Raw genomic sequence first — 23,991 nt, 5'->3', positions numbered from 1 at the left:
CCCGCCGAACCGATCAGAGGTAGTGAAGGTCGATGCCTATCATGCTGCGCAGACCTTTGGCGTTCTCAAGTTCGTCACCCTCAAGATCAACACCCAGCATCGTCACCCGCATGTTGGCAGAGACCTTTGCGAATCCTGGGTCGCGAGGATCGCCAATGCGCATGTAGTTGCCCGGATCGTCCACCCGGACCACATGGCTGCCGCTTCCTGATGAATGGAGCATTGCGAAATCGACCTGCTTTCCATCAGCGACGCCGTGAGGGATACGGAGTTCGACCATTGCCAGGTGGTCGTCATTCTCGGTGGCGAGGATGAAGCCATCCTTGGGAATTGGATTGTCGATGAGCAGGAGGTCGCGGAACTTCAAACCCACATGGGTCCTGGCAGTGCAGTCGATCGACAGCTGTGCGTTGCGGTGCTCCACAAAGGCCCATTTGCCTTCCGTGGTCGGTTGCGGGGCCAGCTCACCGAAGTCCAGCGCGCCGCCATCCGGTAGGGACAGCGTGCAGGATTCCGGCTGGATCGTCCCCGATACCGACAGCTCGCTTGCCTGTACAAGCGAAGCGGGGACACACGCACTGAGCAGTAGTGCTGCAACTGCCTTGTTCTTCATGAAGGTACTCATTTCGCCTCTTCCTTAAAGGTAGAGCAGTTCCATTACCATCTGACCAACGATATCCACCTCGTTCACTGCATCAAATTCACCTCGTGGCTTCAGGCTTGGCGTGATATTGATGTCGAACGTGGCATGACGGGCGCCAGATAGAGTGGAGCCGCCGGCCAGAACCATGACGTGATCGTGATCCTTGGAGCGGACTTTGTTGTCCAAGGTCATCGCGTTGTTGTCCAGCTTTCTGCGCGCAAATGGATAGGACTTGGCGTCAGCCTGGCCGTTTGTCAGATGCACTTCGTACCATCCGAGACTCTTCGAGCTGTCATTGCTGGGATAGATATGGAAGATGTCATCAAATCCACCATCGACCGTTGCGGTATCTGCAAACTGCAGGCCGAAGCGCGCGGGGAACGCGCAGGTGACAGTGCCCGGCAGCGTGATCGTGGAAAGCTCGGTAGACCGATCGGGTGGGAGCTTGTCCAGATCCTGCTGCGGAATGGTGAACTCATTGCCGTTGACGGACAGCTCGCAGGCACTGGGGTGGATGCTTCCGCTGACTTTCAGCTCGCTGGCATTGACATGCATGGCCGAGCAGCCGGCAAACGCCAATGCCAGCAGCGAGTGCGGGATGAATCGATTTTTCATGGGGAATTTCCCTTGCTGGAGAAGAAGCCCGCCATAGAGTAAGGCGGGCACCTTCGATTACAGGTACTTCAGCTCGATGGTGGCCTTGCCGTCCAGCGACACCTCATTGGTCAGGTCCAGGTGCTCCGTACCCACCACAGCGGCGTCGATCGTCAGGGTCGCGCGGGCGTTGGTAGCCGATGCAGCAGCGAGCGAACCGTCCTGGGCCTGCCAGGCGGTGAGCTGGTTGGGTGCGACCACGGTCGCGGCAGTCCACGTCGCCCCCAGGTCAGCGGACGTCACGAAGCTGGCGTCGCCGGCGTCAGCCGTGCCTCCGTTCAGCGAAATCACGTAGGCGCCGATGTTGCTGCTACCGCTGACACCCAAACCATAGGCTTGCTCTGCATTGGCCCCCATCTTTGCCACGGCAACGGCATCATCCGCGACGGTTCCCGACTGGTCATCCGTCACCAGCAGTGCGAACTGCGACTTCGAGGCGCAGGAAACCAGGACATCGGTGCTCTGGCGGCCGATGTGGGTCGGCTGATTCTCACTGAGCTTGCTGGCATGGAAGTTGCCCAGGTCGAGTTCGGTCTTGGTCAGGCTCAGCTGGCAGGACGGCGGGGTCACCTTGCCGGTCACGTTCAGGGTCACGCTGGCATTGGCGGTTGCGCTTGCGGCCAGGGCCGCAGCGGCCAGTGCAATCATCTTCAACTTCATGGTGATCTGTTCTCTTTGAAATCGATAGGCCGATGCGGGCACTATCGGGGGATGGAATGCCGGCAGAACCGGCAGGCGCCGCATCGCGCCGGGGAGGTGGGTTTGCGGCCGTACTACGGCCGGCATATCGCGGTTCCCTGTTCGAAGAACGCGTCATTCGACGCCGGTGTTTCCAAGGCCAATTCGAGCGTGCAGCGCTGGCCTTCGCCCAGTTGCACCTCAATCGGTACGCCGGGTTCCACGTTCGGGATGAAGATGCGACCGCGCTCGGCGACCGCACTGACGATCTGGCCCGCAGCCAGAACAAGCTTTCCCTTTTCAAGCGGTTGGCCGTGCTCCAGCGTGGCCAGCACGTACACGCGGCGGGTTTCCTGGGTGCGGAACTGCACCTTGGGCACCGCACCCCGCGCGACGTGCAGGGAATACACCGCGTTGTGCACATCCACCTTGGACGGCAGCGTGGTGCCATCCACCTGCACGCGCGTGGCGACATAGGGACGGATGCGCGGAATGGCGGCAAATCCGCGGCGATTGGTCCAGACGCTGCCGGCGTCGGTTTCCAGGCGCACGCCCGGCCGGCGATCCACCTGGGCAATGCCGAAGGTGTCCTGCAGCGGCTGCGGCGAGAAGATCAGGCCGTAGCGGTGCAGCGCCAGGCCGCCACTGGCGGCCAGATTGATATGGGTGTTGCCCTGGCTGTGCGAGGCGCTGCCCGACAGGTGCGCGCGGCGTGTCATCCGCCCGGCACCGACGGAAAAACGGGGGCTGGACTCGCTCTGGCGGATATGTTCGACCGAGGTGCGCCAGGCCAGTTGCGAGTCCAGGCGACCGGACGCGTCCACGGTGAAGGTCTCGGTGCCGCGGCTTTTCCGGGCGCTGCTGCGCACCGAGGTGTTGCCCAGCGGCAACGCCCACGACAGCTGTGCGCTGCGATCGGTGCCCCTTGCTCCACCCTGCGTCGATTGCACCGAGGCGGTGAGCAGGCTGCGGCCAACGCGGTGCGACCAGCCTGCGGACAGGTGGCTGCTGCTCTGGCCATCGAAGCGGCGGCGCGGCGACCAGGATACGTTGAAGCTGCCAAGCCGTGACGTACTGAAAGCCAGGCCGGCGGAGGCCTGCCAGCGCGTGCGCGTGGGCAACCATTCGTCGTCGCGTGGTTGCAATGCCGTGTACAGGTCGGCGTAGTTCGCGCTCTGCCGTAGCATGCCAAAGTAGGCGCTGATGCCGTTCATGCGCGTGTTGGCGCGCATATCCAGCGCATAGCCCACGCCCACGCGGGAGGAGGCGGCAGTGAGCCGGGCACTCAATGCCATCTCCGCATTGCCGCGCGTGATCTGGTCGAGGCCGATGGCCACCGCACGGTACTGCCCGGTCAGCAGGAATCCGGAACTGGCGACAGCATCGGCCTTGGGGAGGCGCCAGGCGGTGCTGGCAGTGACCACGGCCTGTGGACCACCGGGAGCGTGGGCCACCGTATCGCGCAGCTGGCCGGCAGCAAAGGTCTTTCCGGGGCGCGCAAGCGTGGCACGGCTGAAGCTGGAGGCAGGCACCACGAAGGTACGTTCACCATCGTGCTCGTGCACGGTGACGTCCAGGTCGGTGGTGCTGTTGCGCAGCGAGAAACCAGACAGGCTGAAAGGCCCGGGCGGTACCAGCGTGGTATGCAGCAGCACACCCGCCTGGTGGATCTCGATGCGCGCTTCACTGCTGGCGATGCCTTCCACCAGAGCGCCTGCCGACGCCTCGGCCACGGCCAGTGCGGACTCGGGCACCAGCAGCACGCCATTGATCGGAATGCCGGTGAACAGCGGATTGGCCGAGGAGACATGGCCGAGCCGCAACAGCGCGCGTCGGCGCGGCAGGCTGCGTTCGATATAGCTGTCCTGGAACTGCAGCCGCTTGCCGCCTGGGTCGGCGCTCATTGACTGGCGGCTGCGGAACATCCAGCCCGCCGCATTGAAGCCCGTCTCGGTATAGGCCGAGTAGGAGGTGCGCGTGTTCCCGCCCGCGGCGATGGTGCTGGAACTGAGGGTGTAGTTCAGAAGTCCACCGATGCCGCCGCGTTCCACATCGACGGCGTCGACCGGGGAGTCGTCCAGCGCATCTTCGGGCACCACCAGGTGCAGCTGCTGCGTGCCGGGCTCCGGGCGGATCACCGCCTGCGGCCAGGCATCGCGCAGGTCGAACGTGGCCTCGTCGTCCATATGGTCGAAGCTGGCTGGCCAGCGCAGGCGTGCCCTGCGCAGCAACGCCATGTCGGCCAGCAGCTGGCCCTCCTCGCCGAAGCGCGCATGAAGCTGGGCGCCGGTCCTGCCGTTGACCGTCACCGTGACCCGATGCGTGCCTGGCGCAAAGCGCGGCTCATGCCGGAACAGTTCGGCCAGGGCGGGGTCCAGGCCACGCGCAGCCAGCGCCCTGCGATCAAACTCCATCGCCTGGGTACCGGGGTCCGCGCTGGCTACAGGCGCATGCACGAGGCTGGCCAGCGCCGCCACCAGTGTTGTGCGCGGCAGCCGGATCAGGCCAGTCTGGTGTGTGTCCTGCGTTCCCCGCCTGGCACGTGCCAGGGGGCGTGCGGTCATTGCAGGGGCAGGTCGTAGGTGTCGACGGAGAAGCCGTAGACGCTTGCCGGACTGATCCGCAGCGTGGTGTCGGCGGCCGAGGCTTCGGGCAGCGGCAACGACACGGCTTCGTTGGCGAGCAGGTAGGCGCGCTTCAGCTCCGCGGTCTTGCCCGAGGGCAGCAAGGTGACCGAGGGGGCCAGTCGCACCACATAGGGGCTGTCATTGGTGAGCGTCAGCGTGCGGCTGTCGCGCGACCAGGTCAGCAGTTTCCACGGGGCATCATTGCGTGGCAGGCCTTTGGGGTGCAGCAGCAGCGGCAGGTTCTGGCGCACGCCGATACCCACCGTGGCCTTGCCGGTCTCCTGGTTGGGCTGGCCGATACCCTCGAAGGTCACGCGCTTCAGGCGCTGGGTCTTCAGCGGTTCACCCTGCAGGATGAAGCGCACCAGCTGTTGCTGGCCTGCATCCACGCGCGCAATGGGCGGGGTGGCGATCACTACGGTGTCCGGGTCTTCGGGAATGTCCAACACCACGGTGTGCAGCAGCGCGGGGGCCTTGTCGGTATTGGTGACAGTGGTGGTCGTTTCGCCATCGGCCTCATCGAGGATGACGATGGTGGATTTGGGCTGCATGCCATCGGCCAACGCCGGGGCCGCGGCCAACGCACAGGCGGCCACAAGGACAGAGCGGTACAGGTTGGAGCGGACGAGATGCATGACGGACCACCACAGAGTGCTTCCAGCAGGCGGCGGCAACTGTGCCGCCTGCAGAGGGTTCGAAGGATGCCCCCTGACTCGGAGTTGAGGTTGGGGGCAGACTGGATTCTGTGGTGGATGCAGCGGGTGAAACATCGGACGATGACGATAGTTCGCACGCTTGACGCATGTGTCGTCCGCTTGATGATCGGTGCAGACGCGGTGCGGTGCGGACTGTGCTGTCGCTAGACCATCCCTCCGTTGGCGCGCAGCGCCTGGCCGTTGATCCATCCGCCATCCGTGCCAGCCAGGAACCCCACCGCGCCGGCTATGTCTTCCGGCGTACCCAGCCGCTCCAGCGGGTTCATCCTCGCCAGCCGCTCGATCAGTTCCGGCGATTTTCCCTCGAGGAACAAGTCGGTGGCGGTCGGGCCTGGGGCCACTGCATTCACGGTGATGTTGCGCCCGCGAAGCTCCTTGCTGAGGATCGCGCCCATCGTCTCCACCGCTGCCTTGCTGGCCGCGTACACGCTGTAGTTCTCCAGCTTGATGCCAACCACGCTGGTGGACAGGGTGATCAGGCGGCCACCGTCGCGCACCCGTCGCGCGCTCTCGCGCAGCACGTTGAAGGCGCCTTTCAGGTTGATCCCGATCACCCTCTCGAACAGGGCATCGTCGCTGTCGGCCAGCGGCGCCAACTGCAGCACGCCGGCACTGTTCACCACTACGTCGATACCGCCGAAGCGCGCCTCGATGGCATCGAACAGCTGCCGCACCGCCTGAGGATCGGCGACATCCGCCTGCAGCGCGATGGCCTGCGCGCCGGCTGCGCTGAGCTCGGCCGCCAAAGCTTCGGCGTCGTCGCGGCGCCCCGCATAGTTGATCGCGAGCGCGTGGCCATCGGCGGCCAGGCGGCGGGAGATGGCGGCGCCGATGCCACGGGAGCCGCCGGTGACCAGGGCGACAGAGCGGGCGGGGGAGAGGGTCATGGTCGGTTCCAGCGGGCGCGCCGGAGTGGCGCAGGGCCATCTTCGCGATATTGCCTTTTCGGATAATCCTGCATAATCCGTCAACATCATTCGGACAACCGAACAATGGACCGCTTCACGGCCATGCGCGCCTTCGTCCGTATCGTCGAGCGCCGCAGCTTCACCCGGGCCTCCGAGGACTTGGGCCTGCCACGGGCCACGGTGACCGACGCGATCAAGGCACTGGAACAGCGGCTGGGCGTGCGTCTGCTGCACCGGACCACGCGGCGGGTGGTGCCAACGCAGGAAGGCGAAGCCTTCTATGGGCGGTGCCTGCGCCTGATCGCCGACATGGACGATGCCGAGGCCGCGTTCCGTGACGCGCCGCCGCGCGGCCCGTTGCGCATTGAAGTGCATGGCACGCTGGGCCGGCACCTGCTGTTCCCGCACCTGCCGCAATTCCTGCAGCGCTACCCGGAGATCGAACTGGAGGTCAGCGAAGGCGACCGCTATGTCGACCTGCTGCGCGAAGGCGTGGATGCGGCGTTGCGGGTGGGGACGCTGGCCGACAGTGATCTGGCGGCGCGCCGGTTGGCGATGCTGCGCGAGGTGACGGTGGCCGCGCCGGGCTACCTGCAGGCCAAGGGCGTGCCGGCCAGCATCGATGCCCTGCAGGACGGCCACCAGATGGTCGGCTACCGCTCCAGCGCCAGCGGCCAGCTGATTCCGCTGGAGTTCCAGCAGGGCGGGCAGGTGCACTACGTGCCGCTGCCGGCGCGGGTGCGTGTGTCCGGTGCAGACGCCTTCCTTGGTGCCGCGCTGGCAGGCCTGGGCATCATCCAGGCGCCGCGCTACCGGATGGACCCGTACATTGCGCGCCGGCAGCTGGTGGAGCTGCTGCCGGAGGCGCCGCCGACGCCTAGCCCGTTGAGCCTGGTCTACCCGCGCAACCGCACGCCGTCGCCGCGCTTGCGGGTGTTCATCGACTGGGTGGCCGGGGTGTTCGAGCAGACCGGTGTTGCCGGCCAGCGGCCGGCACTACCGAAGCGGCGCTCCTGAAACGCCACGACGGGATAGCTGTGTCGGGGTAGTGCTGGCCGCTGGCCGGCAGCTGCAATGCGGCAGCTGCAATGCGCTTGATGCACCGGTAGTGCCGGCCAGCGGCCGGCACTACCGGGCTGCGGCGCTCGGCAACACCAGCTCGAACACGGTGCCGGTGTCATCGGACGCAACACTCACGCTGCCGCCATGCGCCTGTGCAATCGCGCGGGTGATCGCCAGGCCCAGCCCCGCACCTTCGTGGCGGCCACGCTCGCCGCGGTAGAAACGATCGAACAGGCGCGGCAGCGCTTCGGCGGAAATCGGCGTGCCGACGTTGTGCACGCTGACCCTGCACACGCCATCGGCCTCGGCCAGCCGTACCCGCACTTCGCTACCGGCAGCGGCATGCTTCAACGCGTTGGACAGCAGGTTGGCAATCGCCCGGTGCAGCATCAAGCGGTTGCCTTCCACGCTCGCCACACCTTCGCGGCGCAGGGTCAACTGCCGGTCCTCGGCCAGCAGGTCGTAGAACTCGAGCAGCGAATCCACCACCCCATCCAGCGCCACCGGCTCGCGCGAAGGCAGCGCGCCCGGTGCTTCGGCCTGCGCCAGGTACAGCAGGTCGCCCACGGTCTGTGCCAGCTGCTGCAGTTCCTCGGCACACGACGCCAGCGTCTCGCGGTAGGCCTCGTTGCTGCGCGGGTGCGCCAGCACCACCTGCACCTGGGTGAGCATATTGGTGATGGGCGTACGCAGCTCGTGGGCGAGATCACCGGAGAACTCGGTCAGCCGCGCGAAGTCCTGCTGCAGGCGTGCCAGCATGCCGTTGAGGGTCTGCGCCAGCTGCTCCAGTTCGGCCGGTGCACTGCGCGCGCTCAGGCGGCGCTGCAGCCGGCCAGCGGTGATCTGCCTTGCCTCATCGGCCAGCGTGCGCAGCGGCCGCAGCGTGCGCCGCACCACGTAGCCGCCGAGCAGGCTGCTGGCCACTGCGGCGCCGATGATGGCGATCGCCAGCAGGTGGCGGAAGCGCTCCAGGAAGTCGGCATGGCGGTTGTCATCGATGGCCAGCAGGGTGACCAGCTGGCTGCTGTCGGCCAGCGTCTGGCGCAGGTGCAGGGCGTGCATGCAGCGACCATCGGCGAGGATCCAGTCGTGCCGCCGTGGCGTGGCATCGATGGGCTGGCTGCGTGCATGCTCGCGCAGCAGCGCCGGCGCAGTGGAGAACAGCACGGCTCCGCTCCCATCAACAATGTGGAAGGCGATATCGGGATGGTGGCCGAGCGCCTCTGCTAACCGCGGCCCGCGTGCGGTGGCGGGCCCATTGTCAGCGAGGTCGCGGATCAACGCGATCTTGTTTTCCAGTTCGATGAAGTCCTGGGCAACAAGATCATGGCGGGCGCTGACATAGATCGCCACGCCCAATGCGGCCAGCACCAGCGTGGCCACGATGGCGAGCAGCAGTGTCAGCCGTACCGCAATGGAACGACGCAGGCTCATCCGCTGTGCACTGCACCGTCGTCCGGCGCCTCCAGCACATAGCCCATGCCGCGCACGGTGACGATCAGCTTGGCATCGAAGTCATCGTCGATCTTCGCGCGCAGGCGGCGGATCGCCACGTCGATCACATTGGTGTCGCTGTCGAAGTTCATGTCCCACACCTGTGATGCGATCAGTGAGCGCGGCAGAACTTCGCCCTGGCGACGCGCCAGCAGCTCCAGCAGGATGTATTCCTTCTGGCTGAGGGCGATGCGATGGCCGCCGCGTTCGACCCGGCGGCGCAGGGTATCCACCACCAGGTCGGCGATGACGATGCGCTCGGCCTGCGGCTGTGCCTGGCCGCGACGCAGCAGGGTGCGTACCCGCGCCAGCAGCTCGGCGAAGGCGAACGGCTTGGCCAGGTAGTCGTCGGCACCCAGTTCCAGGCCCTGCACGCGGTCGGCGATGCTGCTGCGCGCAGTCAGGAACAGCACCGGCACCTGCCATCCGGCGGCGCGCAGCCGCGACAGCACGTTCCATCCATCCAGGCCAGGCAGCATCACATCGAGAATGATCAGCTGGTACTCGCCACTGCCGGCCAGATGCAGCCCGTCGATGCCGTTGCAGGCGAGATCGACCACGTAGCCGGCCTCGATCAGGCCCTGGCGCAGGTAGTTGCCGGTCTTGGGTTCGTCTTCGACGATCAGCAGTTTCATGGTGTGCCCATCATCGCAGCTTGGGCACGGGTCGGTGGTGCCGGTTCACGCCAACGGATCCAGCGTGCCGAGGATCGCGACGCAGGCCAGCACCAGTATCGCCAGCAGCGATTCGCAGGCCAGGCTGTAGCGCAGGGAACGCAGCGGCGGCGGTTGCCAGCCGCCATGGATGGAAACCGCCAGTGCCGGCACCAGCCGCCAGCGGTGCAGTGCCGCCAGCCCCAGCATGCCGCCCACCAGGGCCAGCTTGAGCAGCAGCCAGCGCCCGTGTGCGGTACCGGTCAGGGTCTGTACGGAACCGCCGAGATTGATATAGGTATAGGTGCCGGTCATCGCCAGGGTGGCGACGATGACCGTGCCGGGCAGGGCGAAGCTGTGGGCGGCCTGCCACAGTGCATGGGTGCGTTCGCGCAGGGGCAGGCCTTGTGGACGCAGCGCCAGTTGCAGAATGGCGGCGATCGCGCCGACCCAGGCGCCGGCGGCCAGCAGGTGCACGATGCCGGCCAGCAGCCGCAGCGTGCCACCGATCCCATCGCCCGCAGCGGCGTGGCCGTTCCAGGACAGGCTGGCCAACGCCGTGGCAGACAATGCGAGCAGGGCCACGCGGCGCAGGCCCTGCAGCGGCGTGGCGAATGCCAGCAGGGGCAGCATCGCCAGCACCGCCACGGTACGCAGCAGGCCGGCTTTACCCACCGGCGTACCGGTGAGGAACCAGTGCGCCGTTGCAGGGTCGATGTCGGCCGGCGCGATGCCGAGGACAACGGACAACCGGGTGATGGCATCGGTGACCACCAAGGCCAACGCGATCAGGGCGAGCGCCAGCGAGACGCCGCGCGGCAGCCCCGGACGGACGAACAGCATCGGCCCGAACAGCAGCATCAGCACCAGGTACAGCGCCAGCCGCAACGCATACGGCGAGAGCTCGGCCACGTCGGCAGCCTTACTTCACGGTGAAACGGTACGTGCCAGTGATCGGGTGGCTGTCCTGGCCGACCGCGCGCCACTGCAGTGCGTAGCTGCCTGCCGGCAAGGGCTTGGCGAAGCGTGCGCGCAGCGTGTGGCCATCTTCGGAGAGCTCCTGCGCAGTGGTGGGCATGGCCATCTTCATGCGGCCATGGTCCATGCTCAGCTCGATGCGGGTGGCACGCGGCATCACCTTTTCACTGAACTGCAGCTCGATCTGGCTGGCCGGGGCCACGATCGCGTCGGCGGCCGGCGTCGAGCGCACCAGGCTGGGATGGGCCAGCGCCAGCGGCGCAAGCGCGAGGCCGGACAGGAGAAGAACAAGGGCAGTGGAGCGGAGCAGGGGGTGGGTCATGCGTGGGACACCTGTGGAAGACGTGGCCCACAGGGTGGAGGGCAGCGCCTTTCGCCGCCCTGACCCTTGCATTACCGATCTGTAATGTTCCTTCCGGCCGCTGGCCGGCATCACAGCGCTGCCAGCGGCCCCTGCATGCGATGGAAGCTGCCATCGGTGGCGGTGAACCAGGCCAGCGAACGCCCGCCCACGAAATCGTCGACATGCACGACCGTAGCGCCATCGGCTTCCTGCCACGAAATGGCATAGATCCCTTTGCTGATCCGCTGCCACTCGCAGGCGGCTTCGCCCTGCGCACCGGCATAGGCGCCGGAGACGATGGCGTACTGCACGTGGCGGCCATCGGCGCTGTAGACATTGTCGGCGGCCAGGCCGTCATAGCTGACGCGGAAGCGGCGGCCAGCGAACAGGGGAAGGTCAGCCGCGGTGTTCATCGGATCGCCACCGGGTTGATGTTGACCTGGGTCGAGCCGACGTACAGCGGCTGGCCGAGCACGAACAGGAATTCCCAGGCGCTGTCGCGCACCAGCGCACGGCTGTCGATCAACTCCAGGTTGTAGATGCCGCGCTTGGCCAGCATGTACTGGTTGATCGGGAACTCCTCGGCACCGTTCGGGTTCGGGTAGACCTCCGAGGCCCAGGTGTCGCCACCGAAGGCGACGATGCCCTGGTCGGCCAGCCACTTCGCGGCCTCCATGCCGATACCCGGTTCCACTTCCAGGAACTGCTTGTCGTCCTTGCCGATCAGTTCCAGCCAGCCGGTGTTGAACAGCACCACGTCGCCCTTGCGCAGGCTCAGTCCCTGCTTCTTCAGCACGGCCTGGATGTCGGCCACCGTGAACTCGGTGCCGCCGGGCACGATCGCCTTGCCGTAGTACGCGGTCATGTCCAGCACGACGCCGCGGGTGACCATCGGCGGTACCTTCTCGACGCCGAGCTTGCGCACACCGTCCACGGTGACGAAGTCGGCAGCCTTGTTGCCGTTGTAGTAGACGTTGTCGATGCCGATATGGCCGATGCCGTTGAGCTGGGTGCCAACGCCGGTCCAGGCGTTCACCAGTTCATCGTTGAAGGTGAACTTGTTGGGGCCCAGCGACGTGCCGGCCTGCTGGCCGACCTGCACGTTGTACAGGCGGAAGCTGCGGTGGCGGAACGCAGGCAGGTTCTTGTCCACCGGCACCGCCAGCGGATAGGTCTTGCCGGTCCTGACCAGCGATACCGCGTGCTTGACCACGTCGGCGGTCAGCAGGTTGGCCGCGCCGATCTCGTCGTTGGCGCCGTAGGCAGAGGGATACCAGTCCTCGGCGGCAGCCTGGAAGGACAGCGGCAGGGTGGCCAGCGCAAGCGCGGCCAGGGTCTTCATCGTCATGGCAAAGCTCCGGTAACTGTCAGGCCGTCGCGGGGGGGGGCAAGCGGGGCATGCGGCGCGGCGGCACCGGCATGGGCCGGGAAGTGCGGCAGCACGTACTCGGCGATTTCGTGGAAGGTATCGGCCAACGGTCGTTCGTTGCGGCGGAACTGCAGGCCGATGTGGTCGACACCGGCCGCCTGCATGGCGTGCAGTTCGGCCAGCAGGGCGTCGCGGCCGCCGCGCAGGCCGAAGCGCCAGCGCTGCAGGGGGGCATCGGCGTCGGCCACCAGGTCCAGGTGGATGAAGCTGGCATACGGCTTGTTGCCGGCCACGGCGCGCCACGCTGCCACGCGTTGCCCATGGTCCTGTGGCGTGCCCGGATAGGCCAGGCAACCATCCATGTGCCGGCCGATCCAGGCCGGTTGCTGCTGGGCCAAGCCGGCCACGAACAACGGCAGGGCCGGGCCATCCGCGGGCAGCACGTCCAAACCCTGCGGGAGGTGCGCGGCGGCGCCTTCGCGCAGCAGTGCGATCTGCTCGCGGAAGCGGCTGCCCCGCGTGTCGAAGTCGCGGCCGAACAGCGGGTACTCCACCGGGCGGTCGCCACTGGCTACGCCCAGCAGCAGGCGGTCACCGCTGAGCCGCTGCACGCTGCGCGCCGACTTCAGGGTCAGCAATGGCTCACGGATCGGCAGCACCACCGCACCGGTGCCCAACAGGATGTCATTGGTGATGCCGGCCAGGTAGCCGAGGTAACTGAATACCTCGAACACCTGCGCCGCATCGCCGAAGGCCGGGTCGTACACCGGCACGTCGCGTACCCACAGCGCACGGAAGCCGAGGCGGTCGGCCAACCGTGCCAGTTCCGCATGGCGCTGCAGGTCCGGTTCGCCGGGCAGGCGTCGCGCGGCGCGTCGTGCCTGTTCGCCCAGCGGCGTCCAGTCATTGTCCAGCGGTGCCTCGATGCCGATGCTGAAGCCACCGGCCTGCAGACGCGTCAACGCACTGCCCATGGCGAGGCTCCTCAGTCCCAGTCCGGGGCCAGGCCCGGCGGATCGACTTCGCGGCCGTTGTGGTCAAGCGCGGCGATCGCGGCCATGTCATCAGCATCCAGGTGCAGGTCCTGGGCGAGCAGGTTGCTGGCCAGGTTCTCGCGCTTGGTCGAGGACGGGATGACCGAGTAACCCAGTTGCAGTGCCCACGCCAGCGCGACCTGGGCCACGGTGGCCTGGTGCTTGTCGGCGATGGCGGCCAGCACCGGGTCCTTCAGCACCTTGCCGTAGGCCAGGGTCATGTAGGAAGTGACGGTGATGCCCTGGTCCTGCAGGAAGGCGGTCAGTGCCGGGTTCTGCAGGTAGGGGCTCAGTTCGATCTGGTTGGTGGCGATCTCGCCGGCGCCGACCACCTCGATGGCCTGCCGGGTCAGCTCGATGTTGAAGTTGGACACACCGATCTGGCGGGTCAGGCCCAGCGTCTTGGCTTCAGCCAGTGCGGTCATGTATTCGCGCAGCTCAACGCCATTGCCCGGCGCCGGCCAGTGGATCAGCAGCAGGTCGACGTAGTCGGTGCGCAGCTTGGCCAGGCTGTCGCGCAGGCTCGGGATCAGTCTGTCGGCAGCGTAGTTGTCCACCCAGATCTTGGTGGTCAGGAACAACTGGTCGCGTGCTACGCCGGACTCGGCGATGGCCTGGCCGACCTCGGCTTCGTTGCCGTAGATCTGCGCGGTATCGACCGCACGGTAGCCGACTTCCAGGGCATCGCGCACCGAGTCGATGACGGTCTGGCCGGTCAGGCGGAAGGTGCCGACGCCAAAGGAAGGAACGCTCATGATGGACTCCAGGGACTTCGTTGCGAGCCGGCGGCTCGGGACAGGGCGAAGTGTGGGCGCTTTACATTTGTTGATTAAGCCGTGTATACGGGAAACGCTTTTGCGCCGAGGTAAAAAATGAAAACCACCCTGGATGAGCTGAAGGCCTTCGTGGCCGTGGTTGACAGTGGTTCGATCACGGCGGCGGCCGAGGAGCTGGAGCTGACCATCTCGGCCACCAGCCGCACGCTGGCGCGGCTGGAGGACAAGCTGCAGACCACGCTGCTGCGGCGGACCACGCGGCGGCTGGAACTGACCGAGGAAGGCACGGCGTTCCTGGAGTACGCGCGCACGATCCTGGCCACGGTGGACGAGGCCGAGGAACAGATGGCCGCGCGGCGGCTGCAGCCGGTCGGGCGCCTGCGCGTGGATGCGGCCACGCCATTCATGCTGCACGTGATCGTGCCGTTGCTGGAGGGCTTTCGCGAGCGCTACCCGCAGGTGGAGCTGGAGCTGAATTCCAACGAGGGCATCACCGACCTGATCGAAAAGCGCACCGATGTGGCGTTCCGCATCGGCGTGCTGCGCGATTCCACCCTGCATGCGCGACCGATCGGCCACAGCCGCATCCGCGTGGTGGCCAGCCCCGAGTACCTGCGACGGCACGGCACGCCGACGCGCGTGGAGCAGTTGCGCGAGCACGACCTGCTGGGCTTTACCCAGCCCAGTTCGTTGAACGAATGGCCACTACACGATGCCGATGGCGGGCCTTTCGTGATCGAGCCGGCCATCGCTTCATCCAGTGGCGAGACACTGCGGCAGATGGCGGTGGCCGGGTTGGGCATCGCCTGCCTGTCCGACTTCCTGACCCGGCAGGATCGGCGTGATGGCCGCCTGGTGCAGCTGTTCGCCAAGCAGACGCAGGACGTTCGGCAGCCGATCAACGCGGTGTACTACCGCAACACCGCGCTGGCCGCGCGCATCACCTGTTTCGTCGACCACGTGACGCAGACGCTGGGGCAGCGTCCGTTTGACGAATAAGGAGGGGTAGAGCCGGCCGCTGGCCGGCTGCCGGGAGTGCATCAGTAGATCCACGCCATGCGTGGATGGTGTTTTCCGTCCGGCCAGCGGCCGGCACTACCGTTGGCTGTGCTGCATGTTTCAGTAGATCCACGCCATGCGTGGATGGCGTGTTCCAACCGACCCGCAGCCGGTGTTAGCGGTTGTGCAGCGCCCGCCGATTGCCGATGTGTGCTGCCGCCAGCATCATGCCGCCGCACGCGGTGGTGACGCCATGCCAGAGCAGTGATTCCTTCAGCGGCAGGTACAGCGAGGCTGACAGTAGAAGGATTGCGCCGACGCACGCCAGCCGCAGGGGCCGCCCGCGCCCGTGCCGGTGCAGCCCGGCCGAGGTGCTCGCCAAGGCCAGCGACGAGGCCAGCAGCGCGAACAGCCATTCCCAGCGCGACATCACCAGCAGCACGGTCATCGCGCCATGGCCGGGGTGCTGGAACGAACGCAGCGCCATCATCGCTGCCGGCACGAAGGCCAGCAGCAGGGGCAGGGCGATGCAATGGGCGGCGCAGGCCAGGGACAGCCAGGCACCGGCAAGATCGAAGCGGGGGTGCCAGCGTGCCGAAGTTGGCGGCTGGGCCAGGGCCCTTGCGGGCGTCGTGGGGATGTGGTCCATAATGTTACATAGTAACAATTGGAACGTCCCCCATGAAGCTTTCTGCTGCTCTTTTCCTGCTGCTGGCCGCCAGCGCCGCGCAGGCCCACGATATCCGCCAGCACGCACCGCACGTGCACGGCCAGGCCACCGTCGATGTTGCGCTTGACCAGCAGACGCTGGAATTCGCCCTGCAGGCCCCTGGCATCGGTATCCTCGATTTCGAGCGGCCGCCGGCCAATGCGGCCGAGCAGTCCGCGCTGACACGGGCTACGACAGTGCTGAAGGGCGGCAGCTGGGTCGCCCTGCCCACCGCCGCGGGCTGCCGCCTTTCAGGCAACGATGCCAAGGCCGAGGGATTCGATGCGACGGCTGCAGCACCGCCATCAGGTCAGCATCGGCACGCGGGGTTCAGCGCAACGCTGCGGTACCAGTGCGCCAAGCCGGCCGAGTTGCGCGCCATCGTCGTGCGCTTGCCCGTGCTATTCCCGGGCCTGCATGAAGTGATCGTCAACAGCGCCACCGCGCACGGCCAGAACCGCAGCGTGTTGACCGCGGACAATCTGCGCGTGGTGCTGGCGCCGTGAGCATGCGACCGGTGATCGCGCTGGAGGGCGTGCAGTTCGGCTACGGCCCGCGCCTGGTGCTGGATGTGCCGCGGCTGTGGATCGAGCAGGGCAGCAGCGTGCTGCTGCGCGGGATCAGTGGCGGTGGCAAGAGCACGCTGCTGGGCCTGCTGGCGGGCGTGCTGCTGCCCGGCAAGGGCCGCATCGAAGTTGTGGGCCACGGGCTGCAGGCGATGCGTGGTGCTGCGCGGGACCGCTTCCGCGCCGATCACCTTGGCGTGATCTTCCAGCAGTTCAACCTGCTGCCGTTTCTCAGCGTGCGCGACAACATCGCGCTGGGCCTGCGCTTCTCGCGCCTGCGCAGCGCGCGCATCAGCGGCCCGCTGGATGCCGAGATCGCGCGCCTGCTGCAGGCTCTGCAGCTGGACCCGGCGCTGATGCAGCGGCGCGCGGGTACGCTGAGTGTCGGCCAGCAGCAGCGCGTGGCGGCGGCACGCGCCCTGATCGGCCGCCCGGCGTTGCTGCTGGCCGATGAGCCGACTTCGGCGCTCGACCGCGACGCGGCCACCGCGTTCCTGAAGCTGATGTCGGCGCAGTGCCAGGCGGCCGGCACTACGGTGCTGGTGGTCAGCCACGACGACAGCCTGCAGCCGTTGTTCGACCGCACGATTGCCCTGTCCCAGATCAACCAGGCAGGTGCCGGCCATGCTTGAGCTTGCCTGGACCAGCCTGCGCAGCCGCGCGTTGAGCGTGGGCCTGACCGTGCTGGTCATCACCCTCAGCGTGGTGCTGCTGCTGGGCGTCGAACGCGTGCGCACGCAGGCGCACGAAGGCTTCGCCAGCACGGTGTCGGGCACCGATCTGATCGTCGGTGCGCGTTCGGGGCCGGTGAACCTGCTGCTGTACTCGGTGTTCCATATCGGCGACCCGACCAACAACGTGTCCTGGCAGTCCTACCAGGCGCTGTCCGCGTTGCCGCAGGTGAAGTGGGCGGTGCCGCTTTCGCTGGGCGATTCCTGGCGCGGCTACCGCGTGGTCGGTACCAGCGATGGCTATTTCGAGCACTACCGCTACGGCGCCGGGCACGCGCTTGCGTTTGCGAGCGGACGGCCGTTCGATGACCTGTATGACGTGGTGATCGGTGCCGAGGTGGCACAGGCACAGAAGGTTGGTCTCGGTGACCAGATCGTGCTGGCGCATGGCACCGGCGCGGTCACCCTGGCCACGCATGCCGACAAGCCATTCCGTGTCGCCGGCATCCTGCAGCAAACCGGCACGCCGGTCGACTCGTCGCTGCTGGTCTCGTTGGCAGCGATCGAGGCGATCCATGCCGACTGGCGTTCGGGCGTGCAGCTGCGCAGCCAGAGCGTCAGCGCCGAGCAGGCGCGTCATCTGGATCTGACCCCGACCAGCATCACCGCCTTCATGCTCGGCCTGAACTCGCGCATCGCCACGTTTTCGGTGCAGCGCAGGATCAACGAGTATCCGGACGAGGCGATGCTGGCGATCCTGCCCGGCGTCACGCTGCAGCAGTTGTGGCAGTCGCTGGGGATGGCCGAACGGGCGCTGCAGCTGATCAGCGCGATGGTGGTGGCACTCGGCATGGTCTCGCTGGTGGCGCTGCTGGTCTCGACCCTGCAGGAGCGGCGGCGCGAGATGGCGATCCTGCGTGCCACCGGGGCACGGCCGGGTTACATCGCTGCCCTGCTGGTGGTGGAGGCGGTGGCGACCAGCGCGGTGGCCTGCGCGCTGGCGCTGGTGCTTCTGGTGGCCGCCAGCATTGCCGGGCGCGGCTGGGCGCTGGCCAACTTTGGCCTGTCGATCACCCATGTCTGGCCGGACGGCCGCGAGCTGGCCTGGGTGGCAGGCGTGCTGGCGATCAGCGCTGTGGCCGGGCTGGTACCGGCGTTGCTGGCCTACCGGCGCACGCTGGCCGATGGCCTGTCGCCGGGAGGCTGAGCATGCGCTGGATGCTCTCGCTGCCGATGGTGTTGGCCCTGGCCGCCTGCGAGCGGCCGGCGGATACCGGTGTGCAGGCCTTGCCACCCTCGCCGGTTGTCGACCGCGCTGACGCTGCGGATGCGGCAGAGCAGGAACTGGACTGGTTGCAGATGATGCCGAAGGACGAGCTGGCCGCGCTGGAGCGGGGCGAGGGCCCGGAGGTCGAGCACAACGGCAACCGGCGCATGCCGCAGTTCGGTACGTTCCGTACGGTGGATACGGTGCTGCAGCGACCGGTTCGCCTGCCGGGTTACGTGGTACCGCTGGCCAACGCGCAGGACGGGCGGCTGACTGAATTCCTGTTCGTGCCGTACTACGGCGCCTGCATCCACGTGCCACCCCCGCCGCCGAACCAGATCGTGCACGTGGTGCTGCCACGCCCCATCGCGATGCCGGACATGTACTCACCATTCTTCCTGGCCGGCACCCTGCGTGCCGAACGGCTGGATGACGATCTGGCCGGCTCCGCCTACACCATGCGCGATGCACAGCTGAGGCCTTATGAACCGTAGCCCCTTGTTGCTGGTGCTGGGATGCCTGTGGCTGGCGGGCTGCACGTCGCCGGGCGGCGATGCCGTGGTGGTCACGCCGAAGGACACACCGGCTGCAGTCGCTACGGACGCTGCCGCGATCAACCGTTGGGATGCGTTGCGGCCCGATGAAGTCACCTACCAGCGCCCGCCGCCGCAGATCGGCCTGTCACGCGGTGGCATGGATGGCGTGGGCGGACTGATCGACGACACCGGCTCCGGCACGCCGCCGGGGCAGGAGATCGACCATTCCAGCCCGGACCGCGCCAAGCAGTTCGGCTCCTCGCGCGTGGTCGACGCCGTCGACGGTCGCGCGGTCGATCTGGATGGCTACGTGGTGCCGCTCGGCACCAACGATGCAGGATTGGTGGATGAACTGCTGTTCGTACCGTTCTATGGCGCGTGCATCCACGTGCCGCCACCACCACCGAACCAGATCATCCACGTGACCCTGGCCACGCCGATCGCGCTGGGCGATCTGTGGGATCCGTACCGGCTTGCCGGCCGCCTGCAGGTGAAGCGTTTCGACGCGGATATCGCCAGCGCGTCCTACGATGCTGCGGCGGCCACGCTGACGGCGATCCACAACTGATGCCGCGGCGCTGGATCATGGCTGCCGGGGTGCTGCTGGGCGCAGTCGTGCTGCGGGTGTGGTGGCAGCGGCAGCGCGCCCCCATCGCGCCACCGGCGGTCGCGTTTCCGGCGCCTTCTTCCGACGCCAGCCAACGCATCGAACAGCGCCTGGGTGATGACCCCGCGTTTCGCAACGACGTGCTTTTCCTGCTCGCAGCAACATTGCGCGACCGCTGCCAGCCGGCGCAGGCGGGGCTGCTGGCGCGCATGGCCAATCGTGCATCGCTGCCGGTGCTGGCGGCAGTCAGCGCGGTGACCCAGCAGGACCCATCGCTGGACCGGCCGATCTACCAGTACATCCAGCACCGCGCCGATGCGACGCCGTGCGGGCAGCCGCTGCAGATGCCGTTGGCCGGTGGGCGCAGCATGGCCGTGCACATCGAACAGTATGCGCGCACGTTTCCGGACAGCTACTTCGACCCGCAACGCAGCAGCGAACCGCGGGATTTTGGTGGACTGTCGCTGCAGCAGCGCGCCGGCAATGCCTGTAACAGCGTGGTGTATTCGGTGCTGCCGCTCGGTGGCACCGACTGGCGGTGCAGCAGCCTGCGCGCGAATGCCCGTGCGCGCGTGCGCGGCCTGTGCGAGGACGAGCTGCGGCGCCAGCATGGGGGAACTGGCAGGGAACTGGACATGGCCGTGGGGAAGGGCATGCAGGCGGCGGTGGTATCGGCGATTGCCGCGCTGCCGGAAGACTGCCGGTGAGCGTCTACCCGCATTGCCAGGCCACCCCTGGCCCGTTTCAGTAGAGCCAGGCCATGCCTGGCTGGCGGCGCAGTCGAGCAAGCCCGCCTCTACAAAAGCTGAATCGGTGGACTTCGAAGATCATAACTATACAGGACATCCTGTATAGTTATGGCCGTATTCCACCCCCGATCAGGTTCTCCCATGGCTTTGTCCCAGCCCTTGGCCGGTGCGCCGGCCCTGTCGCGTGCCCGTCGCTGGGCACTGTTGTTCACCGTCGCCGCCGGCCTGCTGCTGGTCACGCTCGACAACTCGGTGCTGTACACGGCACTGCCGACGCTGACCGAGGAACTCTCTGCCAGTGCCGGCCAGGCGCTGTGGATCATCAATGCCTATCCACTGGTGATGGCCGGCTTGCTGCTGGGCGCGGGCACGCTGGGCGACCGCATCGGCCACCGCCGCATGTTCCTGATCGGCCTGGTGGTGTTCGGCGTCGCCTCGCTGGCAGCGGCATTCGCCGACTCCGCAGCGCAGCTGATTGCCGCACGTGCGTTCCTGGCGGTCGGCGCGGCCGCAATGATGCCGGCCACGTTGGCGCTGATCGGCCTGAGCTTCCACGAAGAGCGCGAACGCAACATTGCCATCGCCATTTGGGGTTCGGTGGCCATCGTCGGTGCGGCGCTCGGGCCGATCATCGGCGGCTGGCTGCTGCAGCACTTGTGGTGGGGCTCGGTATTCCTGATCAACGTGCCGGTGGTGGTGCTGGCGCTGGTGGCCACGCTGCTGCTGGCGCCGGAAGGCCAGCGCGATACCTCGCGGCCGTGGGACATGGTTTCGTCGCTGCTGGCATTGGCAGCACTGTCCGGCTTGGTGCTGGCGATCAAGTCGCTGATCGCGACGCCGCCGTCGTACGCCCTGGGCGCGGGCGCGCTGCTGTTGGCCGTCATCAGCGGCGCAGCGTTCGCACGCCGCCAGCAGCAGTTGCCGTACCCGCTGCTGGACTTCGCGATCTTCCGCAACCCGGCGTTCCTGGCCGGCACGCTGTCGGCAGTGTTCACCCTGTTCGCCATGGCCGGCCTGCAGCTGGTCACCACCCAGCGCTTCCAGCTGGTGGCAGGTTTCACGCCGCTGCAGGCGGGCCTGCTGGTGTCAGTGGCAGCGCTGGGCAGCCTGCCCAGTGCGCTGCTGGGCGGCAGCATCCTGCACCGGGTGGGCCTGCGCCCTTTGATCTGCGGCGGCCTGGCCGCAGGTGCGCTGGGCGTCGGCGTGGTGGCGTTCGGCTTCCCGCACGGCCTTGGTTGGGTCGTCGCGGGCATGGCGATCATGGGCTTTGGCATGGGTTCGGCCATCTCGGTGGCGTCCACGGCCATCCTCAACAACGTGCCGGCGCATCGTGCGGGCATGGCCTCGTCGGTGGAAGAGGTGTCCTATGAGTTCGGCGGCCTGCTGGCGGTGGCGACGCTGGGCAGCCTGAGCGCCGCGATGTACAGCGCGTTCCTGCCGGTCTCGGCCGATATGCCGGCGCTGGCCCGCGAGGGTTTCACCCAGGCGCTGCATGCCGCGCGCGCGAGCGGGCAGGGCCAGTGGTTCGCATTGGCTGCGGCGGCGTATGACCGTGGCTACCAGATCGTGCTGCTGGTGATCACGGCGGTGCTGGCGCTGGGCGCGACGATCCTGGCGCGCCTGCTGCGCGGCCGCGTCGGCAGCCGCGAGGGCGCGGCCGATCGCGTAAAATGAAGCGATGAGAACCAGCAAGCGCGATCGCATCCTCGACGCCGCCGTCAACGTGATCAATCGTGACGGCGTGCGTGCGGTGACCTTCGAGTCGGTGGCGGCCGAGGCCAAGCTGACCCGTGGCGGCCTGCTCTACCACTTCCCGTCGCGCGAGGCGCTGCTGCGCGGCATCGACGAGCACCTGGTGCAGGCCTGGGAGTCGTCGATGGAAACGCTGCTGGGCAAGCGTGCGGACGAAGCCTCGGCGCTGGAGCGTTACCAGACCTTCGTGCGCGTCTCGGCGCAGAGCGCTACCCGTGCCGAGCTGATGTTCATGCTCGAATCGGCCGACCCGGACGCCGATGAGCGCCCGTGGGGCCCGGCGGTACGCCGCTGGGCGCCGTTGCCGCCGTCGGCCGGGCAGAATGACCCGGCCGCGCTCGACAATTTCGTAGCACGGCTGGCCGCCGACGGCCTGTGGATCTACGAGGCGATGTACGAAGGGCAGCTGGATGAAGGCGTGCGCGCCCAGGTGGCCGAGCGCATCGCCGGGCTGCTGGCGAAGTCTGACGGCACGTCCCGTTGAGCGGCCGGTCGGCGCGCAGACATTGCCCGTGGTAGAGCCGACCGCTGGTCGGCTGCCCTTCGGTCAGGCCATGAAAATGCCGCTTTTGGTAGAGCCGACTGTGGGTCGACTGCTCTCCATTCAGACAGCGAAAACCCCGCGCTTCGCGCGATAGTCGACTCTACCTCTCACCCTTTACCCAGCCTGGGCGGCGCTCGCGGCCAACCAGGCCCTGGGCGACGCCCCCAACCGCTTGCGGAACGCCTTCGACAACGACGCGGTATCGGCAAACCCTACCTCGACCGCTACCTGCTTGACCGCCACGCCGGCCCGCAGCTGCGCGCAGGCCAGGCTCAGCCGCCAGTCCAGCAGATAAGCGGCCGGCGTCGCCTGCATCACCTCCTTGAACACTGCCGCGAATGCGCTGCGCGACATGCCGGCGGTCGCGGCCATCCGGGGCAGCGTCCATTCGTCCTGCGGTGCCTGGTGCATCGCCACCAGCGTGCGTGCCAGCCTCGCGTCGGACAGCCCGCGCATCAGTCCATGACTGACACCCGCTGCATCCGGGTGGTCGACCACCCAGCGCAGGATCTGGATCAGCGCCACCTCGAACAGGCGATTGGTCAGCAGCCGTGAACCGCAGCGCTGGCGATCGGCCTCGGCAAACAGCAGCTGCAGGGTGTCATCCAGTTCGCCGATGGCCGCCAGCGGCACTACCATCACCGGTGGCAGCGACTGCACGATCGGATTGCGCGCACCGCCATCGAAATCCAGCGTGGCGCAGGTGAAATCCGGGCCATCCAGCGGCGCGTTGAAGAACACATGGTGCAGCGGCTGCGGGTACAGCAGCAGGCTGGGTGTGTCGATCTTCAGCCGGGGCAGCGCGATATCGCCGTCGGGATGGCGGACTTCCATTTCACCCTGGCGCAGGATGTGCAGGAACGCACGACCGGGCTGCGGCTCGAAGACATGCTGCCCGCACAGCGGGCCACTGTGGAACAGCGCCGCCTGCACCCGGAAGCGTTCCAGCAGGCAGGAGAGTCGATCTGGCGCAGGGGCGGCGGCGGGCATGCTCATGGATGAATGGACAACATGTGTGGCTGATTGCGCCTGAAGCGTCCAGCGAGTCTACCTAGGATGAGCGGGTCGTCCAATCCCGGGCGCTTTCCCAAGGAGATCCACCATGTCCCGTGTCCCCCTGATCGATGCCGCCAACACCACCGCCGACCGCCAGGCCCTGCTGGGTCAGGTGCACGCTGCCTTCGGCGCCACCCCCGCCATGTTCCGCGCCGTGGCCAACTCGCCAGCCGCCCTGCAGAGCATGTGGGGCTCGTTCGGCGCGCTGGGTGGCGGTCGCCTGTCGCCGCTGCTGGGCGAGCAGATCGCCGTGGCCATTGCCAACCGCAATGCCTGCGAGTATTGCCTGGCTGCACACACCGCGCTGGGCCGCAAGGCTGGTGCCAGCAGCGAGCAGATGGCCGCTGCACAGATCGGTCAGTCCAGTGACCCGGCTACTGCCGCCGCCCTGGATTTCGCGCTGAAAGTGGTCGAGCAGCGTGCGCAGATCGCCGAGGGCGATGTGCAGGCGCTGCGTGCGGCCGGCTTTGACGATGAGCAGATCGTCGAGATCCTCGCCCATGTGGCGCTCAACCTGTTCACCAACTACGTCAACGTGGCGTTCGACGTGCCGGTGGACTTCCCGAAGGTCGCGCTGCGCTGAGTGCGATTTGTCCGGGT

The 23,991-nt window shown here is 67.3% G+C and carries 27 protein-coding genes; 11 read left to right on the top strand and 16 right to left on the bottom strand.

The features are described from left to right. Nucleotides 1-13: 13 nt before the first annotated feature. The 6 genes from HMPREF3114_RS08845 to HMPREF3114_RS08820 all read right to left on the bottom strand — a co-directional run bounded on the left by HMPREF3114_RS08845 (nucleotide 14) and on the right by HMPREF3114_RS08820 (nucleotide 6,205). Entirely contained in the window at nucleotides 14-625 is a 612-nt protein-coding gene (locus tag HMPREF3114_RS08845) for a DUF1120 domain-containing protein (RefSeq protein WP_053498842.1), read from the bottom strand. A 12-nt stretch (nucleotides 626-637) separates the two neighbouring features. Then, nucleotides 638-1,258 (bottom strand): hypothetical protein, encoded by a 621-nt coding sequence (locus tag HMPREF3114_RS08840; RefSeq protein WP_053498843.1) that lies wholly within the window; start codon nucleotides 1,256-1,258, stop codon nucleotides 638-640. 57 nt (nucleotides 1,259-1,315) lie between these two features. Beyond that, nucleotides 1,316-2,083: a DUF1120 domain-containing protein gene (locus HMPREF3114_RS08835; protein ID WP_080375089.1), complete on the bottom strand. Its 768-nt coding sequence runs from the start codon at nucleotides 2,081-2,083 to the stop codon at nucleotides 1,316-1,318. After that, nucleotides 2,071-4,539 (bottom strand): fimbria/pilus outer membrane usher protein, encoded by a 2,469-nt coding sequence (locus HMPREF3114_RS08830; RefSeq protein WP_053498845.1) that lies wholly within the window; start codon nucleotides 4,537-4,539, stop codon nucleotides 2,071-2,073. The genes HMPREF3114_RS08835 and HMPREF3114_RS08830 overlap by 13 nt, the downstream gene beginning before the upstream one ends. Next, the gene (locus HMPREF3114_RS08825) at nucleotides 4,536-5,237 is read right to left on the bottom strand and encodes a fimbria/pilus chaperone family protein (RefSeq protein WP_053498847.1); all 702 of its coding nucleotides are present in this window, start codon (nucleotides 5,235-5,237) and stop codon (nucleotides 4,536-4,538) included. Before HMPREF3114_RS08825 ends, HMPREF3114_RS08830 begins: the two co-directional genes overlap by 4 nt. A 224-nt stretch (nucleotides 5,238-5,461) precedes the next feature. Further along, nucleotides 5,462-6,205, bottom strand: a complete 744-nt coding sequence (locus HMPREF3114_RS08820) for an SDR family oxidoreductase (RefSeq protein WP_053498848.1) — start codon at nucleotides 6,203-6,205, stop codon at nucleotides 5,462-5,464. A 105-nt stretch (nucleotides 6,206-6,310) separates the two neighbouring features. Here HMPREF3114_RS08820 and HMPREF3114_RS08815 point away from each other — a divergent pair, with 105 nt between their 5' ends. After that, nucleotides 6,311-7,243 (top strand): LysR family transcriptional regulator, encoded by a 933-nt coding sequence (locus HMPREF3114_RS08815; protein WP_053498849.1) that lies wholly within the window; start codon nucleotides 6,311-6,313, stop codon nucleotides 7,241-7,243. 111 nt (nucleotides 7,244-7,354) lie between these two features. Here the strand turns inward: HMPREF3114_RS08815 and HMPREF3114_RS08810 are convergent, their stop codons facing one another. From HMPREF3114_RS08810 to dkgB, 8 genes are all read right to left on the bottom strand, one after another. After that, nucleotides 7,355-8,722, bottom strand: a complete 1,368-nt coding sequence (locus HMPREF3114_RS08810; RefSeq protein WP_053498850.1) for a heavy metal sensor histidine kinase — start codon at nucleotides 8,720-8,722, stop codon at nucleotides 7,355-7,357. Beyond that, nucleotides 8,719-9,417 (bottom strand): heavy metal response regulator transcription factor, encoded by a 699-nt coding sequence (locus HMPREF3114_RS08805; protein WP_053498851.1) that lies wholly within the window; start codon nucleotides 9,415-9,417, stop codon nucleotides 8,719-8,721. The genes HMPREF3114_RS08810 and HMPREF3114_RS08805 overlap by 4 nt, the downstream gene beginning before the upstream one ends. A 45-nt stretch (nucleotides 9,418-9,462) precedes the next feature. Then, entirely contained in the window at nucleotides 9,463-10,347 is an 885-nt protein-coding gene (gene copD, locus HMPREF3114_RS08800) for a copper homeostasis membrane protein CopD (protein WP_053498854.1), read from the bottom strand. A 10-nt stretch (nucleotides 10,348-10,357) separates the two neighbouring features. Then, nucleotides 10,358-10,735 (bottom strand): copper homeostasis periplasmic binding protein CopC, encoded by a 378-nt coding sequence (copC, locus tag HMPREF3114_RS08795; protein ID WP_053498857.1) that lies wholly within the window; start codon nucleotides 10,733-10,735, stop codon nucleotides 10,358-10,360. A 110-nt stretch (nucleotides 10,736-10,845) separates the two neighbouring features. Then, nucleotides 10,846-11,169, bottom strand: a complete 324-nt coding sequence (locus tag HMPREF3114_RS08790) for a MoaF-related domain-containing protein (protein WP_053498859.1) — start codon at nucleotides 11,167-11,169, stop codon at nucleotides 10,846-10,848. Next, the gene (locus tag HMPREF3114_RS08785) at nucleotides 11,166-12,104 is read right to left on the bottom strand and encodes a cyclase family protein (RefSeq protein WP_141750798.1); all 939 of its coding nucleotides are present in this window, start codon (nucleotides 12,102-12,104) and stop codon (nucleotides 11,166-11,168) included. Before HMPREF3114_RS08785 ends, HMPREF3114_RS08790 begins: the two co-directional genes overlap by 4 nt. Then, nucleotides 12,101-13,099, bottom strand: coding sequence for a TIGR03571 family LLM class oxidoreductase (locus HMPREF3114_RS08780; protein ID WP_070489612.1), 999 nt, complete (start codon nucleotides 13,097-13,099; stop codon nucleotides 12,101-12,103). The genes HMPREF3114_RS08785 and HMPREF3114_RS08780 overlap by 4 nt, the downstream gene beginning before the upstream one ends. Before the next feature lie 11 nt (nucleotides 13,100-13,110). Continuing rightward, nucleotides 13,111-13,914 (bottom strand): 2,5-didehydrogluconate reductase DkgB, encoded by an 804-nt coding sequence (dkgB, locus tag HMPREF3114_RS08775; RefSeq protein ID WP_053498863.1) that lies wholly within the window; start codon nucleotides 13,912-13,914, stop codon nucleotides 13,111-13,113. A gap of 117 nt (nucleotides 13,915-14,031) precedes the next feature. Between dkgB and HMPREF3114_RS08770 the strand changes: the two genes are divergently transcribed. Continuing rightward, nucleotides 14,032-14,934 carry a LysR family transcriptional regulator gene (locus tag HMPREF3114_RS08770; RefSeq protein WP_053498865.1) on the top strand — a complete coding sequence of 301 codons (903 nt, stop codon included), beginning with the start codon at nucleotides 14,032-14,034 and terminating at the stop codon, nucleotides 14,932-14,934. A gap of 175 nt (nucleotides 14,935-15,109) precedes the next feature. Here the strand turns inward: HMPREF3114_RS08770 and HMPREF3114_RS08765 are convergent, their stop codons facing one another. Then, nucleotides 15,110-15,583 (bottom strand): MerC domain-containing protein, encoded by a 474-nt coding sequence (locus tag HMPREF3114_RS08765; protein ID WP_053498867.1) that lies wholly within the window; start codon nucleotides 15,581-15,583, stop codon nucleotides 15,110-15,112. Between the two features lie 32 nt (nucleotides 15,584-15,615). On the opposite strand from HMPREF3114_RS08765, the gene HMPREF3114_RS08760 reads away from it, so the two are divergent. From HMPREF3114_RS08760 to HMPREF3114_RS08725, 8 genes are all read left to right on the top strand, one after another. After that, complete coding sequence (locus HMPREF3114_RS08760) at nucleotides 15,616-16,149, top strand: ZrgA family zinc uptake protein (protein ID WP_053498869.1); 534 nt, start codon at nucleotides 15,616-15,618, stop codon at nucleotides 16,147-16,149. Beyond that, nucleotides 16,146-16,841 (top strand): ATP-binding cassette domain-containing protein, encoded by a 696-nt coding sequence (locus HMPREF3114_RS08755; RefSeq protein WP_053498871.1) that lies wholly within the window; start codon nucleotides 16,146-16,148, stop codon nucleotides 16,839-16,841. The genes HMPREF3114_RS08760 and HMPREF3114_RS08755 overlap by 4 nt, the downstream gene beginning before the upstream one ends. Then, nucleotides 16,834-18,087, top strand: coding sequence for an ABC transporter permease (locus tag HMPREF3114_RS08750; RefSeq protein WP_053498873.1), 1,254 nt, complete (start codon nucleotides 16,834-16,836; stop codon nucleotides 18,085-18,087). Before HMPREF3114_RS08755 ends, HMPREF3114_RS08750 begins: the two co-directional genes overlap by 8 nt. A gap of 2 nt (nucleotides 18,088-18,089) precedes the next feature. Further along, nucleotides 18,090-18,641, top strand: a complete 552-nt coding sequence (locus HMPREF3114_RS08745) for a DUF3299 domain-containing protein (protein WP_053498874.1) — start codon at nucleotides 18,090-18,092, stop codon at nucleotides 18,639-18,641. Further along, complete coding sequence (locus HMPREF3114_RS08740) at nucleotides 18,631-19,251, top strand: DUF3299 domain-containing protein (RefSeq protein WP_053498876.1); 621 nt, start codon at nucleotides 18,631-18,633, stop codon at nucleotides 19,249-19,251. The genes HMPREF3114_RS08745 and HMPREF3114_RS08740 overlap by 11 nt, the downstream gene beginning before the upstream one ends. Next, nucleotides 19,251-19,997, top strand: a complete 747-nt coding sequence (locus tag HMPREF3114_RS08735) for a hypothetical protein (protein ID WP_053498877.1) — start codon at nucleotides 19,251-19,253, stop codon at nucleotides 19,995-19,997. Before HMPREF3114_RS08740 ends, HMPREF3114_RS08735 begins: the two co-directional genes overlap by 1 nt. Before the next feature lie 183 nt (nucleotides 19,998-20,180). After that, on the top strand, nucleotides 20,181-21,713 hold the full coding sequence (locus HMPREF3114_RS08730) for an MFS transporter (RefSeq protein WP_070489610.1): 1,533 nt from the start codon (nucleotides 20,181-20,183) through the stop codon (nucleotides 21,711-21,713). A gap of 4 nt (nucleotides 21,714-21,717) precedes the next feature. Then, a complete protein-coding gene (locus HMPREF3114_RS08725) occupies nucleotides 21,718-22,275 on the top strand; it encodes a TetR/AcrR family transcriptional regulator (protein WP_070489608.1) in 558 nt (185 codons plus the stop codon). Nucleotides 22,276-22,449: 174 nt separating this feature from the next. Here the strand turns inward: HMPREF3114_RS08725 and HMPREF3114_RS08720 are convergent, their stop codons facing one another. Further along, nucleotides 22,450-23,331: an AraC family transcriptional regulator gene (locus HMPREF3114_RS08720; protein ID WP_070489606.1), complete on the bottom strand. Its 882-nt coding sequence runs from the start codon at nucleotides 23,329-23,331 to the stop codon at nucleotides 22,450-22,452. Nucleotides 23,332-23,437: 106 nt separating this feature from the next. Between HMPREF3114_RS08720 and HMPREF3114_RS08715 the strand changes: the two genes are divergently transcribed. Then, nucleotides 23,438-23,974, top strand: coding sequence for a carboxymuconolactone decarboxylase family protein (locus HMPREF3114_RS08715; protein ID WP_053498885.1), 537 nt, complete (start codon nucleotides 23,438-23,440; stop codon nucleotides 23,972-23,974). The last annotated feature ends 17 nt before the right edge of the window (nucleotides 23,975-23,991 follow it).

Source organism: Stenotrophomonas sp. HMSC10F07, assembly GCF_001807895.1.
Classification (GTDB): Bacteria; Pseudomonadota; Gammaproteobacteria; order Xanthomonadales; family Xanthomonadaceae; genus Stenotrophomonas; species Stenotrophomonas sepilia.
This window is presented reverse-complemented; position numbering and strand designations above follow the sequence as displayed.

Coding starts and splice junctions, on each gene's coding strand:
- HMPREF3114_RS08845 (WP_053498842.1), bottom strand. CDS start 625: ATGAGTACCTTCATGAAGAACAAGGCAGTTGCAGCACTACTGCTCAGT.
- HMPREF3114_RS08725 (WP_070489608.1), top strand. CDS start 21,718: ATGAGAACCAGCAAGCGCGATCGCATCCTCGACGCCGCCGTCAACGTG.
- HMPREF3114_RS08745 (WP_053498874.1), top strand. CDS start 18,090: ATGCGCTGGATGCTCTCGCTGCCGATGGTGTTGGCCCTGGCCGCCTGC.
- copC (WP_053498857.1), bottom strand. CDS start 10,735: ATGACCCACCCCCTGCTCCGCTCCACTGCCCTTGTTCTTCTCCTGTCC.
- HMPREF3114_RS08830 (WP_053498845.1), bottom strand. CDS start 4,539: ATGACCGCACGCCCCCTGGCACGTGCCAGGCGGGGAACGCAGGACACA.
- HMPREF3114_RS08780 (WP_070489612.1), bottom strand. CDS start 13,099: ATGGGCAGTGCGTTGACGCGTCTGCAGGCCGGTGGCTTCAGCATCGGC.
- HMPREF3114_RS08805 (WP_053498851.1), bottom strand. CDS start 9,417: ATGAAACTGCTGATCGTCGAAGACGAACCCAAGACCGGCAACTACCTG.
- HMPREF3114_RS08840 (WP_053498843.1), bottom strand. CDS start 1,258: ATGAAAAATCGATTCATCCCGCACTCGCTGCTGGCATTGGCGTTTGCC.
- HMPREF3114_RS08785 (WP_141750798.1), bottom strand. CDS start 12,104: ATGACGATGAAGACCCTGGCCGCGCTTGCGCTGGCCACCCTGCCGCTG.
- HMPREF3114_RS08825 (WP_053498847.1), bottom strand. CDS start 5,237: ATGCATCTCGTCCGCTCCAACCTGTACCGCTCTGTCCTTGTGGCCGCC.
- HMPREF3114_RS08765 (WP_053498867.1), bottom strand. CDS start 15,583: ATGGACCACATCCCCACGACGCCCGCAAGGGCCCTGGCCCAGCCGCCA.
- HMPREF3114_RS08715 (WP_053498885.1), top strand. CDS start 23,438: ATGTCCCGTGTCCCCCTGATCGATGCCGCCAACACCACCGCCGACCGC.
- HMPREF3114_RS08790 (WP_053498859.1), bottom strand. CDS start 11,169: ATGAACACCGCGGCTGACCTTCCCCTGTTCGCTGGCCGCCGCTTCCGC.
- HMPREF3114_RS08815 (WP_053498849.1), top strand. CDS start 6,311: ATGGACCGCTTCACGGCCATGCGCGCCTTCGTCCGTATCGTCGAGCGC.
- HMPREF3114_RS08835 (WP_080375089.1), bottom strand. CDS start 2,083: ATGCCGGCCGTAGTACGGCCGCAAACCCACCTCCCCGGCGCGATGCGG.
- HMPREF3114_RS08735 (WP_053498877.1), top strand. CDS start 19,251: ATGCCGCGGCGCTGGATCATGGCTGCCGGGGTGCTGCTGGGCGCAGTC.
- HMPREF3114_RS08740 (WP_053498876.1), top strand. CDS start 18,631: ATGAACCGTAGCCCCTTGTTGCTGGTGCTGGGATGCCTGTGGCTGGCG.
- HMPREF3114_RS08810 (WP_053498850.1), bottom strand. CDS start 8,722: ATGAGCCTGCGTCGTTCCATTGCGGTACGGCTGACACTGCTGCTCGCC.
- HMPREF3114_RS08750 (WP_053498873.1), top strand. CDS start 16,834: ATGCTTGAGCTTGCCTGGACCAGCCTGCGCAGCCGCGCGTTGAGCGTG.
- HMPREF3114_RS08730 (WP_070489610.1), top strand. CDS start 20,181: ATGGCTTTGTCCCAGCCCTTGGCCGGTGCGCCGGCCCTGTCGCGTGCC.
- HMPREF3114_RS08820 (WP_053498848.1), bottom strand. CDS start 6,205: ATGACCCTCTCCCCCGCCCGCTCTGTCGCCCTGGTCACCGGCGGCTCC.
- HMPREF3114_RS08760 (WP_053498869.1), top strand. CDS start 15,616: ATGAAGCTTTCTGCTGCTCTTTTCCTGCTGCTGGCCGCCAGCGCCGCG.
- dkgB (WP_053498863.1), bottom strand. CDS start 13,914: ATGAGCGTTCCTTCCTTTGGCGTCGGCACCTTCCGCCTGACCGGCCAG.
- HMPREF3114_RS08720 (WP_070489606.1), bottom strand. CDS start 23,331: ATGAGCATGCCCGCCGCCGCCCCTGCGCCAGATCGACTCTCCTGCCTG.
- HMPREF3114_RS08770 (WP_053498865.1), top strand. CDS start 14,032: ATGAAAACCACCCTGGATGAGCTGAAGGCCTTCGTGGCCGTGGTTGAC.